We start from the raw sequence: 13,704 nt of genomic DNA, 5'->3' as shown, positions 1-13,704 counted from the left end.
ATGAAGGGTAATAGCTAACAGGAAATATGAGTTCATATATTACATTTAGGATAAATCATGCACGGCGCAGGTTGGGCCGTCAGAGTAAAGTGATGCGGACTTGGTTTGGTAATTATGTTGATCGGCATATTTATGGAGCATGGCGCAAGTTGGGGCTGATGCGTTGGCAGTTTACAGCTTGGGTGTTAATTATAGTGATTAGTATTTTTGGCATGTATCAAGGTTTTATTGGTTTGCAGAGGCATTGGTTAGCTAGGCAGCCAATTAGCGGCGGTGTTTATCGAGAGGGTGTAATTGGTCGGGTACGCTTAGTTAATCCTCTCTATGTTGAAAACTCCGCTACAGCCGATGTTACTGAATTGGTTTTTTCTAAGCTGATCCGCACTCGTGACGGCCAGTACGTAGAAGGTGATTTGGCGGATAATTGGGAGGTTTCGGCAGATAAGCGCACCTACACGCTTAAGTTACGTGAAGATGCACATTGGCATGATGGTGTTGTGGTGACGGCCGATGACGTGGTGTACACAATTCAGACCATCCAAAACCCAGATGCTCGCTCTTCGCTGGCTACAAACTGGGATAAAATTCAGGTATCAGCACTAGATAGTCGCACGGTACAATTTAAATTACCAGCCAGCTATAGTGGTTTTTGGTCAGCCCTTGCCCAAGTTGGGATCTTGCCAAAGCATGTGCTCGAGCAAACTCCAGTGAGTCAATTGCGATTAGCTAGCTTTAATCAGCAGCCCATTGGTAGCGGGCCGTTCATCCTTGATAATCTTGATATTAATAGTGATACGATTAGCTTGCGTCGCTATAACGAGTACTATCAAGGAGCACCTAAGCTGGATGAAATTAAATTCCTACAGGTTGATGATTCAGGGGCCTTAGTTGATGCCTATGCTAAACGTCGGATTGACGGAATGGCACAAATTGATCCAGATCAAGTAGTGAGCGTGAAAGAATTCGGTGATTTAGTGGTTCAGCGATTTCGGATGCCCAGCTACGTTGGGGCATTTTATAATATTAAGCAACCAACTTTAGCCAATAAAGATATCCGCCTCGCCCTCAGTCGGGTAATTGATCGTAAGAAGCTAGTCCAAGAGGTAATTAAAGATGAAGGTAATGTTGCGCATTACCCAATTCCGGCCGGTTATTTAGGCTTTAACCAGGACGCTCTGCGAGTTGATTATGCACCGGAGGTGGGTAAGACCGCTCTAGCTCAGAAGATAACCACACCATTGCGTCTGGTAACGGCAAATTCAGGAGTGTATCCAGAGCTTGCGCAAAAGCTAGCCGATCAGTGGCAGGTAGCTGGAGTGCCGATTGAGGTGATTCAGGTGGATACCTTTACCTTACAGCAGAGCTACATCCGACCCAGACAGTATGATATTTTACTGTATGGCCAAAATATTGGTGCCGATAGTGATGTGTTTAGCTTCTGGCACTCTTCTCAAGCTTCAGATCCGGGCCTGAATGTTTCGCAGTATAATAATAAAGAGGCTGATACTGCCCTAGAGCAAGCTCGTTTTGGTAAGGATCCAGCTTTTCGAGAAATGAAATACAAGTCATTTGTAAAGATTTGGTCTGATGATGTACCAGCCCTCTTGCTTTATTCGCCATCTTACCTGTATGCTCATACTGCTGCTTTGACTGGAGTAGCAGAGGAGAAGCTAGTTATTCCGAGTGATCGATTTTACAAGGTAAATACTTGGGCTATAAAATCTAAATTACAGCCAATTAAGCAGAAATAGAATTTTTATATGCGGATGTGGTGGAATTGGTAGACACGCTGGCTTCAGGTGTCAGTGGGAGCAATCTCGTGAAGGTTCGAGTCCTTTCATCCGCACCAAGAACGAACTTTTCGGGAAATTTGAGCGCATTTGCGCTCTTTTTTCTTTGGTGCGGATGACTAGTTGTTGTGGCACTATACTATCCTACAAAAATAAGAAAAAGACTCCAGGTGGTATTCTGGAGTCTGGAATTTATTGCGCACTTTATATGCGGGTTATGGACTGATCGATTGCTCAACTACACGAAAGGATCGAATGACCTCTGTGTGGCCGTAACCGATTGCTAGTTGGTTGCCGGCTTGCACTTGTCGACCAACCGTCATCTCGTAGGGTGAGCAGGCGATACGGATGCCACGATTAGGTGAGTTTGTCATGATCATCGCACCCTTGATGAGTTCAGTTCGACAGGTTGACGTGGTCAAGATACTGATATACCAGCGGATATTATGGTCGCACTGTAGTTCAAGTATTTGGCCAATGCGAAGGCCGGCTAGATCGAATGGCTCATATCGAGAGGTGGTGCTAATTGAAGTTTGCAGGGCGATAGCCATGACTACTCCTTCATTTGAAGAACTCAACTCACCCGTATTTCGGGTGTCCAGATAATACAATATATGATTAATGATGTCAATATGTAACAACAGATCTAATGGGTGACGAACCAAAAATCGGTGTTTTCATCGCTGGCTCGATCCCAGGTGTAATAGGGTGTGAAAAACTGCCAGAGGTTTCGGTAATAGTTCTTGCCAGCCAGTTGATGTTCGTAGCTAGTATCGGCGGCTCGCTCTGGGTTATTGTTAGTTTTATCTAATCGTGCATTGGCCGGTAGGCCTTCAATTACGCGTACACAATAGTTATTTCCGGCTGGTAATTCAAAGCTATATACGCCGCCTGATCCAGTTGTGGTGGTAACTCCATCAACGCAGGTAATAAGCTTAATATTTGGTATAAGTTTACCGTCAACATAGACACGCCCTTGCACCTTGATGTTATAGGCAGATTTAGGTGGACCAACGATCGGGTCTTCGGCTACGTTGGAGGATTTACCTAGCTTAGGTAGTCTTAACGGTATTACACCGATTGGTCGGGCAGCTAACTCATCGGTACGCCAGCATTTATAGCTGGCATTCCAGGGCTGACTGCCGCGTCTGGCAAAAGTATTATAAAAAGCTTGATCTTGAATTTCTGGTGGAGCTTGAGTTGGATTGGGGTATTGAGTGGCTAACTCTGGTCCCACAGCTCCTTGCCAAGTACGGACATCAAACTGGTAGGCGCCAAAATTTCCAGAACCATTGGAGGCAGTGTAACGACCCTGGCTATTTGGCCCCGAACCAGACTCGCAGCCAGCAATCCGAGCCCGCCAAAACTCGGCATTAGTGTTTACAACTGGCGTGGAGCTAGCCAGCGAGGCATAAATTAGGATGCTACCAGCCATCGCAAACAACCCCAGAACAGCCAGCATGGCTGGTTGTTTGAATTGCTTAACGCGACCAAGATTGTGGTTGTTACGCGATGTCTTAGTGGTGTTTATTTTTCCCATAATACTTTACTAAAAGTTTATTATAATAAGCTTAGCTTAAGATGTATCAATCTGTCAAAATTCAACAATTAGATTTTGCACAGAGTGTCGAAAATTGTTATGCTACAAGTACTATGACTGATTTCTATCAACGACTCCGTAATTTTACTACTGGTGAAGTAAGTGTAAATAAGGCAACTCGAGAATTCTTCTCAACCGATGGTAGCGTGTTCCGTGTTATGCCGCAGATTGTTATTTATCCTCAAAATGAGGCCGATGTGGCAGAGGTGGTTACTTTGGTAGCGCAAGAGGCCGCCAAGGGTAACTCAATTCCTATAACTATGCGTGGTAAAGGTACTGATCAGGGTGGGGCAGCTCTAGGTAGTGGCATTATTATGGTTTTGCCAGCCCACATGAACCACTTTATTGATATGTCAAAAGATACCATAACGGTTCAGCCTGGCATGATTTATAAGGACTTACAACACTTATTACATAGCCACAAAAGATTTATGCCACCCTATCCGGCGAGTATTGATTTTGCCACCATTGGCGGAGCGGTAGCTAATAACTCGGCTGGTGAAAAAACTATTAAATATGGGTCAACTCGTGATTATGTAGAAAGTTTACGGGTGGTTTTGGCTAATGGGCAAGTGATTGAGACGCGCCGATTGAGCGCAAAAGAGCTTCGGCAAAAACAGCGGCAGACAGATTTTGAGGGCCATATTTATCGTAATGTTGACTACTTAATTGAGGAAAATTGGGACCAGCTAGCTGAAGCTTATCCGCGGGTTAGTAAAAACTCAGCTGGGTATGATTTGTGGCATGTAAAAGGTCCGGATGGGAGCTTTGATTTGGGTCAGTTAATCGTGGGGAGTCAGGGTACACTGGGCGCGGTTACTGAAGTTAGCCTACGTCATGTACCGTATAACCCCCAAACCCATTTGGTGGTTGGCTACTTTGAGGATATGGAGCATGCTGCTAGGGCGGTTGAGCTGGTGATGCCATTAAAGCCCTCTGCCTTAGAGGTGGTGGATCGGCATTTGCTGGAGTTTTTGTGTGAGCATGATCCGGAACAAATTCGAGACATCATGCCTGAGAAGATGCCCGGCATAGTACTTTTGGTACAGTTTGATGATACTAAATCACGCACACAGGCCTCGAAAGCCAAAAAGGTTCAAAAAGTTTTTCGAGAGTTAGCTTTTGCTTCACGCTTGGCGACTGACCCTAATGAGCAGATTAAACTATGGAAAATCCGGCGTGGTGCAGCGGCTATTATTTGGAAGTTTCGTGGCGCTAAGAAAGCTTTACCGATTATTGAAGACGGCGTCGTTCCACTTGAGCAGATGCCAAAGTTCTTAGAGCAGGTGTATAAAATGTTTGAAAAATATAAGCTCGATATTGCGGTTTGGGGGCATGCTGGTAATGCGAACTTTCATATGCAGCCTTTCATGAATCTGGGCTCGCAGGTGGATCGCAAGAAAATGTTTGAGTTAATGAATGAGTTTTATCGTATGGTAATTGAAATGGGTGGATCGACTTGTGGCGAGCACAATGATGGTCGTTTGCGAGCACCATATCTCAAGCGCTTGTATGGTGAGCATCTTTATGGTGTGTTTGAAGATATTAAGAAGGTTTTTGATCCACTTAACATATTTAATCCGGGCGTTAAGATAGGTGTAAGCTTGAAAGACTTACCACGTCAATTGCGCAAGGAATATTCTATGAAGCACCTGGCTGACCATCTACCAAATAATTACGATAACTAGGAGGTTTTTAAAATGGCACGAAACATTAAGCGCAAAGATAGTTGGGGAAGAATTGTTGGACTAGTAATATTCTTATGGTTTCTGGTTTTGACATATATGGGTAGTTTGTTTGGTCAATTAGGTTTAGGTATGTTGCTATTTGTTGGTGGAATTTGGAGTTTGGCGCGCAGTAAAGATGTTTGGCAGAACTACAAGGCTGATTGGAAGAAGTTGCCAAAAGCTCAGAAAAATTCTTGGAATGAGCCAAAAGAGATATATTATTATGTCAATCTATTAATTCTTATACCGCTTGCAATTGCATTGGGGTTGGCGCTTATTTTTCTTTCATATACAGCCCTAATTTAGAACTGACAACAGTGTAAGAATCTGTTAAAATAGGCCTTGCTGTTTTATACGCTAAACGCGATGGAGTTGGTAGACGGGCTAGCTTGGTCTGTAATCCTGTCTAGATCCATATAAAAAACTCAGGGCCTCTTAAGCCTGTAGCAAAATGTGTACCTCAATGAGATATAGTAATAATTATGCGGACGTGGTGGAATTGGTAGACACGCTAGCTTGAGGGGCTAGTGCCTATTTTTTAAAGGCGTGGAAGTTCGAGTCTTCTCGTCCGCACCAATACAAGAACCCCGATAAGGGGTTTTTATATTGGCATTAATAACGTATGTTTATTTACGAAGTTCTCGGTAAAGGTAGGTGTATCCTGCAACTGTAACCGGCAGGGTAATAACAATTCCGACCACAAAGAATAAAATACCTACAATATTTAGCAAGATCATAATTAGCCAATAGCTTAAGAGATCCCATTCATAGCCTTCTACTAGCTTGGCAGATTCTTCAAATGACTTACCGATACTAAGCTTTTTATCAACCACTAGATAGGTTGCAAACTGATATTTGAGCCCCTAATATACTCCGGGAACAATAAATAAGATAAGCCCACCAATAACTAAGAAAAGGTAAATTAGTGCCACTACCAGATAACGACCAAAAAGATTGAGGCGAAAAAGGTCGGCTAGGTTGGTGTCTTTTTTATCAACTTGTTGCAGTGTTGTGCGCACCATGCCAAGTGTTATAAGGGCCATCAGAACAATAAATATTCCGCGAATGACTGGGGTATAGATACTATTGTCAAAAAATACTGTAAAAATTGACGGTATCAGATTAAAAAGCAGGATGATTAAGGCCAGCGTAAAATAAAAGCCAAGATATTTACTGGTAGCTTTCCAGCCATAGCTTAGAGCGTCGGTAATGGAGAGATTAATGTGCTTACGTGACATGGGATTTTCTAAAAAACTTATGTTTAGTCTAGAGCAATGGAGTGAAAAACGCAATGCATCAGACCTTACTCTTGAAAGGCAGAGTAATTTTTGTTATGCTGGATAGTCCTTGTACCTATTCGCCAACAACAGATATCAGGAGAAACAAGTGAGCGTTGAACTGGAAAAAACACGCATCGCGATACCTTCAAGTAGGGAGCAACTGACTCATCAGCTACGGCGCACCCAGCGCCAGATCGTTGCTCTTGAAGACAAGACTGAAGGATTGGAGGCGCGTCTGGTGGGGCAACTGTCAGCTATCTGGACCGCCAGTCGGCAGTGCTGTCCAGAGTGTCGAGATACTATCGACAGCCTGCTCAATGCACTCTCTTCGCCTCAAACACATTCTGTATCGGTCAGCTGATATAGGATACACCAAGCCTTGAACTATTGTTCGGGGCTATTTTTTATAAATACAGATTTGATTAATTATACAAAAACCTTCTCCCCACTGGAGAAGGTAGTCTATCTGGTGGGCGAGGAGGGACTCGAACCCTCAAGCCTTGCGGCAACGGATTTTAAGTCCGTCGTGTATACCAATTCCACCACTCGCCCGAATACAAGGGGACGGATATATGATACACTATTCTCGAAGAAAAGGAGAGTGATATGCCACCAAAAACACCACAGGGTTCCGAGGGGCCTCAGGAAAAACCAGTACATGCTAATGAAAATACAGGATTGGTAGATAAGCTAAGGAGTATGCTGTCTGGTAAAACAGATACGGTTGAGACGCCAATTAGTGAGGGGGCAGATGTTTTGGATAATTCCGCTGAACATCAAGAGATGGTAAGTCAGCTGGCCGATCAGCGCGCTCAACGGGATATAGTGGAGACTGAAGAAGCTCAGTTGCGAGCTCAAGCCCTACAGGAATTAGGCGGAGCAAGTGGAGTGGTATCAGCTGGTCCCGAGGAAATAGAGCGTAAGATTGCAGAAATTCGGGCGCGTAATACGCCAGAAGCAGACATGGACATCCCGGCATCTTAGTAAAGATTTTAAATATAGTAGAAAGTTTAAACACAAGAAAAACCTCGCAGCTGCGAGGTTTTTCTTGTGGGTGATGAGGGACTCGAACCCCCGACCCTCTCGGTGTAAACGAGATGCTCTAGCCAACTGAGCTAATCACCCGAAAAGATTTTATGAACTGCACTAATATAGCATTTTTCAATTGTTTAAGCAATAAAAATACCCCCGACCGAAGTCGGGGGCTGCCTGATTGATTTGGTAATCAGGCAAGGTTGACGTTGAGCTGGTAGGCTTCACTCGGGTGAGTGAAGAACCAGCTGCCGGCGTCCGGCAGAGCCAGCCAGCCGTAGCCGACCGAAGCTCCACTGGTGACGCATACCAGCAGTAGCGGGAAGCTGAGCTTCCAGAAGGCTGCTGGGTTGGCCTCAAACGGGTTGGCTGGAGCGAACCAGTTACCGTTTGTGGTCGTTCCAGTCTGGCTGGCAAAGCTGTTGACGGAGCCGGAGTACCAGCTAGAACCGAACAACTCCACCGTGGCGCCAGTCACGGGCACACCATTCTTGGTGGCGTGCACCTGTACGACCGGGATGGACTGCCGGACGATACGATCATCGTTGTAGACCATGTCGGCCGACGCATTGATGACTCTCGTCGAGTAATCATCCCAAGCGGTGGCACCGTAGGGGTAGGTCATGAACCCACCAGCCGGCGTGTAGCCCTGGCCATTGACGGGGTTGTTGGCCCCGGTCACGTTCAGGCCGTACATATCGATGGCGCCACGGGCGTGGCCCAGCTCGTGGATGAGTGAGTCAGCTCCGTAAGGACCGAACACGCCACCACTAGCTGGAGTCCAGCGAATCACGATGGACTTCGACTGGGGCTTCCAGCCACCGTCATCGAGTGTGGTGTTTTCCGAGTACAGCAGCTGGTAATCGCTGTTTGGGTGTGGCACCGCCAGCTGATCAAGTGCTCCGCCGGTAAAGACGAAGAACTCGTTCATGCGCCAGACGATCGGCTTGGCGAAACTCGTGAAGCGCACATTGGCATTGGCCAGTTGTTGCTCAACCTTGGCTTTAGCTGCGGTCTCACCGCCATACTTGGCGACAAGGTCAGCCGGCATCCCGACACGCAGGGAGAACTCCCAGCTGGTCGGCTCGGGCAGAGTTGTACTGGTCGAGCTGGTGGTAGTCGACGAGGTTGTCGTGGCTCCGCCACCGTCGGGTGGCGCGGTGCAACTGCACGCGGCCACCGCCATCATGATGATGGCAACGATCGGGGTCATAAACACCTTGATATTCAGGTTCATTTTCCACCCTCCAGGGCTGTCGTCGAAACGCTAGCCCTCGGTTGAAGGCAGCTAACCAGGATCCGATAATCAGATCAGGTCCAGATAGCTACCTCCTACAAGGTGATGGGTAATATTATAGCATAAAAGCTATAAAAAAGCAATACATTTATAGTATTACAACAGATTATGCGATACGGAAAATTACTAAAGTTTATGCGGTTTCTAGAAGTCTTAATACACACTGTTCGTCGCGACTCATGTACTTGCGAGGGCGCATCTTCTCCATGGCAACTTTGATTTTTTCTAGTCGTGTGGATTCGGTGTAGGCATTGAGGACGCGAGGGTCAATGTAGCTGGAGCGCGCTACTGCCGGGGTGTTACCCAGCCGTTCGGCCACACTGCGCACCACTTCTACCACTTGCTTTTGTCGTTCGGCGTGATGACGCATTCGCTCAACAGCTAAAAGTTCACTGGTAGCCAGAAGCGTACCGCCCCAGGTGCGAAAGTCTTTGGCGCTAAACTCCTCTCCCATATGGGTTTTTATGTAATTATTTACATCCGTGCTCTCCACATCGTGCAATTTACCGTCAGCATCAATGTAGCGAAACACCTCATATCCAGGTAACTCATCAAGCTGTTTTACAATGTTGGCAATTTGTCGGTCGGTAATACTTTTAATGTGCTGTTTGCCACTTTTACCAATAAAGTCGAAGGTTACAGTAGTGCCCTGAACGTCAGTGTGCTTAGACCGCATAGTGGTAATGCCGTAGCTTTGATTTTCTTTAGCATATTTTTCGTTACCCACCCGAAAATAGGCCTCATCAATTAAGCGCACCACACAGGCTAAGACTTTCTCTTTTACTAGGCGTTTGCGAGACAGATCTTTACTGATTTGACGACGCAGGTTGGGTAGGGCATCGGCAAACCGCAAGATACGGTCAAATTTGAGTTTATCTTGGCGAGCTCGAAACTTAGGGTTATATATGCATTGGGTGCGACCAGCCATATCTTGGCCAGTGACGAGTACTTTGGCGTTGGGGGAGCCAGCAATAGTTACCATATCCCAGGCTGGAGGGATGGAGAGGCTAGCAATATAAGTAAGCATTTTTTTGTTTTGTACCAAGCCATTTTTAGTTATATAAATAAATTTACGACCCTTTTTGATGCGGGAAATTGCATTTCTTTGTTTCATACTAGCTGTAGTATAGCGCTTATCCTATTTGATGCACAATTATATAGTATGCAAAATGTGCTTATGGTGTTATTATCAAAATAATAAGAGATATTATGCCTAAAAAAGCAACTAAAAGAACTACTAATAAAGGTGTCTAATAAAAAAATGGCTAAAAAAGCAACCACCTCATCAGCACTGCTAAACCGTAAATTTAAGCTCCCACCAGCACCGTTGGTTGTCGGCCTGTTTGCTGTGGTGTTGTCGGTCGTTATATATGCATCATTTGCATCTAAGCCCACCAGTACGACACCCGTAGCCACTACCGATTCTCACATCCTTTTTGCTAGTAAAGAAGGCTCTGAAACAAACCAAATTTGGAAAATGGATAAAAATGGTGGTAATAAAGTTCGCTTAACGAATGATCCCTCTGCTCAGCATGAATGGGCTCGACCTAGTCCTGATGGCAAGAAAATATTATTTATGAAGGCTAGTAAGGATTCGAGCGTCAATTTTGCTACCCATAGTAATCGACTTTGGGTGATGAATACAGACGGCAGTAATCAGCAGGAAATAATCAGTTTAGCCAAGCGAGATAGTTATAACTGGACAGGTATGGCTCATGCCGAATGGTCTCCGGATTCGAGCAAGATGGTCTTGGTGGCTACGATACCAGAATTTAAATCTCGTGTGGTAGTGATTGATAGTAATGGTAACTCACCAGAAGTTATATCAAAAGAAATGAAGGTTGAAGGATCTGATTCGGTAGTGTCCGACCCATCTTGGTCGACAACTAATCAAATTATGCTAATTCGTGGCTGGGAATGTTTTGGACTTTGCCAGAAGCAAGATGTGTTTAAGATCGACTATGCGACTCGAGAGGAAGTGCGTATCACTAATGATCCAGGCTGGAACTACGACCCTTATATATCACCGGATGGAAAAACCTACCTGTGGCTCAGTTTTCGCAATATATATGGTTGTCCGTGTGACATGATGCGGGGCTCTGTAGCTGGCCCACTGAATCCAACTGCTGTTATTGCTGATGGTGGCGGGAATGCCAATGGCACATTTTCGGCTGATTCTACAAGTATTGTATTTCTAAAGTCAGTTTGGTTTAAGCAAGTATTGCATCGTATTAATCTCGACGGTTCTGGTTTAACTTCGCTTGCCCCGACATCAGCAGGAGAGAGTGGAGTTGCGTCATATATACCAGTGTCATCGAGTGGCGGTAGCACTAATGGTGGCACGAGCACTTCTACTCCATCTCCATCTGGTGGTGGTGTAAATACGCCTACATCCACATCTACGCCCACGCCACCTGTTAGTAAAGACACATCTTGGTGGTAGTAGTTAAGTAGTATTAACTGAGATTTCTCTTATCTTACGGCTAGCTAATATGTATTACTGCGTAGTTTAATGCCCTTGAAGTCAATTAGTTAGTCTATAAAAAATGGTAAAATATGTATTATAGCAATACCTTGAGGTGCGAGTTTTGAGCCAGGAAGTACAATTAGAATATAATCAAAAAAACCCCGTCGCGTTGATTGAAGGTATATTACGCGAGGTGGATATTGCTCCAAGTGATCTCGATAGCCAAATAAGAGACCGACTAGTATTACTAGCTGATCAAACCGAAACTGTTACCGACGAAATATCAGCTATTCGTCGGGCTGATGATGTTTTTCGGGTTGCTGAGCGGCGTGGCCATGCCTATTCATCGGACGAGAAGCATATTGTTAGGGTTGGTACTCTACTTACGGATATTGGTAAAACTGGCCCGCCTGAAGCATCTATGGAGCAAGCTCAGTTGTTTGTTGATATTTATGCACTTGAAAATCTTCCCACCGAAGTTTTAATGGATAGCTTAAACAGTTTTTTTATGGTGTATTTTCCACAACGGGCAGAATCTTTTAAGGCAGTGTTTGATAGCCTGGGGATCGATTGCGCAATTAGCTTGAGAGAGTTTTATGATCTTCACACAGAATGGACGTTAAAGTTGCTTATTAATGCTGCTGGCATACCAAGAGAGCCAATTGCTGGGGCAGTATCACATCATCGTATGCGCGACGATAATCCGGACGGTATTTTTGATGAAGGTAGCGATGTTTATAATCAGAAATATAATTTTGGTGAAAATAGTGCTTATGATCGAGCCGAAAAACTTATTAATATTCTAGATATTTATGATGCACTGTGTCGCAGGAGCGGACTATCGCATATTGTGGCGATGAGTACGTTGCGAGAAATCGCTAAGCATGCCAGCGGTGGTCGTTATGCTCAAGATCCAGAGATATTGGAGATTCTTGATGACCTTGATGCCACCGCTTCGTTGTCGGAGCAGTTAGAGCTGGAGGCAGGCTAGTAAGCGCATGGGCGCGAGTGCCCCTTATCTTTGGTTTTGATAAACTACTTCATATAAAAGACAGCCGCTTAAGTTGTCCAAAGTTACTTTTAATTATATGGTTTATTCTTTACCTGTAGCTATAGAGTTTGGTTCAAGATAGTTGACACAGTTCAAACGGTAGCTATTAAAAACTGCTAGAACGCAAGGCTAGAAAATCTTGTGACAATTTTCAAATTATTGTCTGACTTAATCTAGTTAATGTGGTCAATCGGATTGGCTGAAGTGGCACCTTTATCTATTAAGGCAGATAACGCTGTATGGAATTCTTCGGTGGTTCTTGCAGTATTAACCCCGATTCTTGTTTCTGGGTCGCCAAACATATGGGCTGGATTTGAAGAAAATGAATATACATCACCTGTTTCTTTGATTACGACAAGTGGCCCGTTGCCAATCATCATTTTATGAATATCTTCTGTATCTAGGTACTCTCTTGGTTGAGTATTAATATAGTATGCAAAACCTGCGTCTTCTATTCTGTCGCTTGGATCTTCTTCATTAAATTTTTGCCTGGCGTAGTTGTGTACCTGTTCAGGTGTGACCATCCGTACTCCTTTTTCGTCATTATATCAAAAATAACTTCAATGAGACTTTAATATTTGAAGCTATACCGCTTCAAGCACCATTTAATCTATACTGTGGTGCAGGATCGTTGACGCATTGCAAACAGCCGCAATAGGGGCGCATGAAGATCATAGACTAAAGCACCTTGCTGAAACCTTTGATTTATCTGGCGAATTAATAGCACCTAGCTAGGAATAGGATGCCCAGCTTTTTCAACTGCTAGCTAGGCATCCAGTACGCTAACCTTATTGTTGGGTGTTACTGCTCGCTAAAGCATCGTCCAGGACCTTAGAAAGCGCTTCTACCGATGGGCCAGGGTTTTCTATCATCTGACCGTTCAGCACAAAGGTAGGCGTGCCGCTAGCCTTGAGCGCGGTCGCATCTGCAAGGTCTTTCTTGATCACGGCCTCTACCTCGGCACTTTTTACGTCAGACTTGAACTTCTCCATATTCAGGCCAATAGCTTGGGCATATTTCTCAAAGAGTGAAGTAGGGTCTTTCGCTTGCTCCCAAGTCTTCTGCTCTTCGAATAGCTTATTATGCATTTCGAAGAATTTATCCTGGCGTGCAGCAGCTTCGGCTGAGTAAGCAGCCTGAGCAGCGGACTTGTGAGATGAAGAGATCGGCATGTTTTTTATCTGAAATTTAACGCGATCTTTGTACTTTTCTTTTATTTCTTTAACGTGCGGGTAGTAGGCATAACAGGCTTCACACTGGAAGTCCACAAACTCCGTGAGTGTCACTGGGCTATCAAGATTGCCGTAGTAATTCTTAGAACCTTCACTTGAAATGTTCTCTGTAGCGGCTAACTGCTCATCGCTTCTTGTCAGGGCATATGTAGAAAACCCAATAATAGCCAAAATGACTACTCCAAATATCCACTTACTCATGTATTTGTTCCTTAGCTTAGATTTAAA

The 13,704-nt window shown here is 44.7% G+C and carries 14 protein-coding genes and 4 tRNA genes; 8 read left to right on the top strand and 10 right to left on the bottom strand.

What is annotated here, in order from left to right:
* The first annotated feature begins 26 nt into the window (after positions 1–26).
* Both IPM44_03005 and IPM44_03000 read left to right on the top strand, forming a co-directional pair.
* Entirely contained in the window at positions 27–1,751 is a 1,725-nt protein-coding gene (locus IPM44_03005) for a peptide ABC transporter substrate-binding protein (GenBank protein ID QQS26666.1), read from the top strand.
* An 11-nt stretch (positions 1,752–1,762) separates the two neighbouring features.
* Positions 1,763–1,849: transfer RNA gene (locus IPM44_03000), tRNA-Leu, on the top strand.
* Between the two features lie 156 nt (positions 1,850–2,005).
* Here the strand turns inward: IPM44_03000 and IPM44_02995 are convergent.
* Positions 2,006–2,341, bottom strand: a complete 336-nt coding sequence (locus IPM44_02995) for a hypothetical protein (protein QQS26665.1) — start codon at positions 2,339–2,341, stop codon at positions 2,006–2,008.
* Positions 2,342–2,436: 95 nt separating this feature from the next.
* On the bottom strand, positions 2,437–3,330 hold the full coding sequence (locus IPM44_02990; GenBank protein QQS26664.1) for a transglycosylase family protein: 894 nt from the start codon (positions 3,328–3,330) through the stop codon (positions 2,437–2,439).
* A 41-nt stretch (positions 3,331–3,371) separates the two neighbouring features.
* On the opposite strand from IPM44_02990, the gene IPM44_02985 reads away from it, so the two are divergent.
* From IPM44_02985 to IPM44_02975, 3 genes are all read left to right on the top strand, one after another.
* Positions 3,372–5,078, top strand: coding sequence for an FAD-binding oxidoreductase (locus IPM44_02985; protein ID QQS26663.1), 1,707 nt, complete (start codon positions 3,372–3,374; stop codon positions 5,076–5,078).
* Positions 5,079–5,090: 12 nt separating this feature from the next.
* On the top strand, positions 5,091–5,423 hold the full coding sequence (locus IPM44_02980; protein ID QQS26662.1) for a hypothetical protein: 333 nt from the start codon (positions 5,091–5,093) through the stop codon (positions 5,421–5,423).
* Positions 5,424–5,601: 178 nt separating this feature from the next.
* Positions 5,602–5,693, top strand: a tRNA-Leu gene (locus tag IPM44_02975).
* A 50-nt stretch (positions 5,694–5,743) separates the two neighbouring features.
* On the opposite strand, the gene IPM44_02970 is transcribed toward IPM44_02975, so the two are convergent.
* From IPM44_02970 to IPM44_02960, 3 genes are all read right to left on the bottom strand, one after another.
* Positions 5,744–5,950 carry a hypothetical protein gene (locus IPM44_02970; GenBank protein QQS26661.1) on the bottom strand — a complete coding sequence of 69 codons (207 nt, stop codon included), beginning with the start codon at positions 5,948–5,950 and terminating at the stop codon, positions 5,744–5,746.
* A gap of 30 nt (positions 5,951–5,980) precedes the next feature.
* Positions 5,981–6,355 (bottom strand): hypothetical protein, encoded by a 375-nt coding sequence (locus IPM44_02965; GenBank protein ID QQS26660.1) that lies wholly within the window; start codon positions 6,353–6,355, stop codon positions 5,981–5,983.
* A 509-nt stretch (positions 6,356–6,864) separates the two neighbouring features.
* Positions 6,865–6,949, bottom strand: a tRNA-Leu gene (locus IPM44_02960).
* A gap of 54 nt (positions 6,950–7,003) precedes the next feature.
* Here IPM44_02960 and IPM44_02955 point away from each other — a divergent pair.
* Positions 7,004–7,381, top strand: coding sequence for a hypothetical protein (locus IPM44_02955; protein QQS26659.1), 378 nt, complete (start codon positions 7,004–7,006; stop codon positions 7,379–7,381).
* A 67-nt stretch (positions 7,382–7,448) separates the two neighbouring features.
* On the opposite strand, the gene IPM44_02950 is transcribed toward IPM44_02955, so the two are convergent.
* The 3 genes from IPM44_02950 to IPM44_02940 all read right to left on the bottom strand — a co-directional run bounded on the left by IPM44_02950 (position 7,449) and on the right by IPM44_02940 (position 9,840).
* A tRNA-Val gene (locus tag IPM44_02950) sits at positions 7,449–7,522 on the bottom strand.
* A 100-nt stretch (positions 7,523–7,622) separates the two neighbouring features.
* Positions 7,623–8,666, bottom strand: coding sequence for a hypothetical protein (locus IPM44_02945; protein ID QQS26658.1), 1,044 nt, complete (start codon positions 8,664–8,666; stop codon positions 7,623–7,625).
* Between the two features lie 193 nt (positions 8,667–8,859).
* Positions 8,860–9,840, bottom strand: a complete 981-nt coding sequence (locus IPM44_02940) for a DNA topoisomerase IB (protein QQS26657.1) — start codon at positions 9,838–9,840, stop codon at positions 8,860–8,862.
* A gap of 147 nt (positions 9,841–9,987) precedes the next feature.
* Here IPM44_02940 and IPM44_02935 point away from each other — a divergent pair, with 147 nt between their 5' ends.
* Together IPM44_02935 and IPM44_02930 are read left to right on the top strand one after the other, a co-directional pair.
* A complete protein-coding gene (locus IPM44_02935) occupies positions 9,988–11,169 on the top strand; it encodes a PD40 domain-containing protein (GenBank protein QQS26656.1) in 1,182 nt (393 codons plus the stop codon).
* A gap of 145 nt (positions 11,170–11,314) precedes the next feature.
* Complete coding sequence (locus IPM44_02930; GenBank protein ID QQS26655.1) at positions 11,315–12,184, top strand: hypothetical protein; 870 nt, start codon at positions 11,315–11,317, stop codon at positions 12,182–12,184.
* Positions 12,185–12,417: 233 nt separating this feature from the next.
* Here the strand turns inward: IPM44_02930 and IPM44_02925 are convergent, their stop codons facing one another.
* Together IPM44_02925 and IPM44_02920 are read right to left on the bottom strand one after the other, a co-directional pair.
* Positions 12,418–12,768 (bottom strand): hypothetical protein, encoded by a 351-nt coding sequence (locus tag IPM44_02925; GenBank protein ID QQS26654.1) that lies wholly within the window; start codon positions 12,766–12,768, stop codon positions 12,418–12,420.
* Positions 12,769–13,032: 264 nt separating this feature from the next.
* Positions 13,033–13,677, bottom strand: a complete 645-nt coding sequence (locus IPM44_02920) for a thioredoxin domain-containing protein (protein ID QQS26653.1) — start codon at positions 13,675–13,677, stop codon at positions 13,033–13,035.
* Positions 13,678–13,704: the final 27 nt, after the last annotated feature.

It is taken from the genome of bacterium (assembly GCA_016700035.1).
Lineage (GTDB): Bacteria > Patescibacteriota > Saccharimonadia > CAILAD01.
Note: the sequence above shows the minus strand (reverse complement) of the source record. Positions and strands in the feature narration are given on the sequence as shown.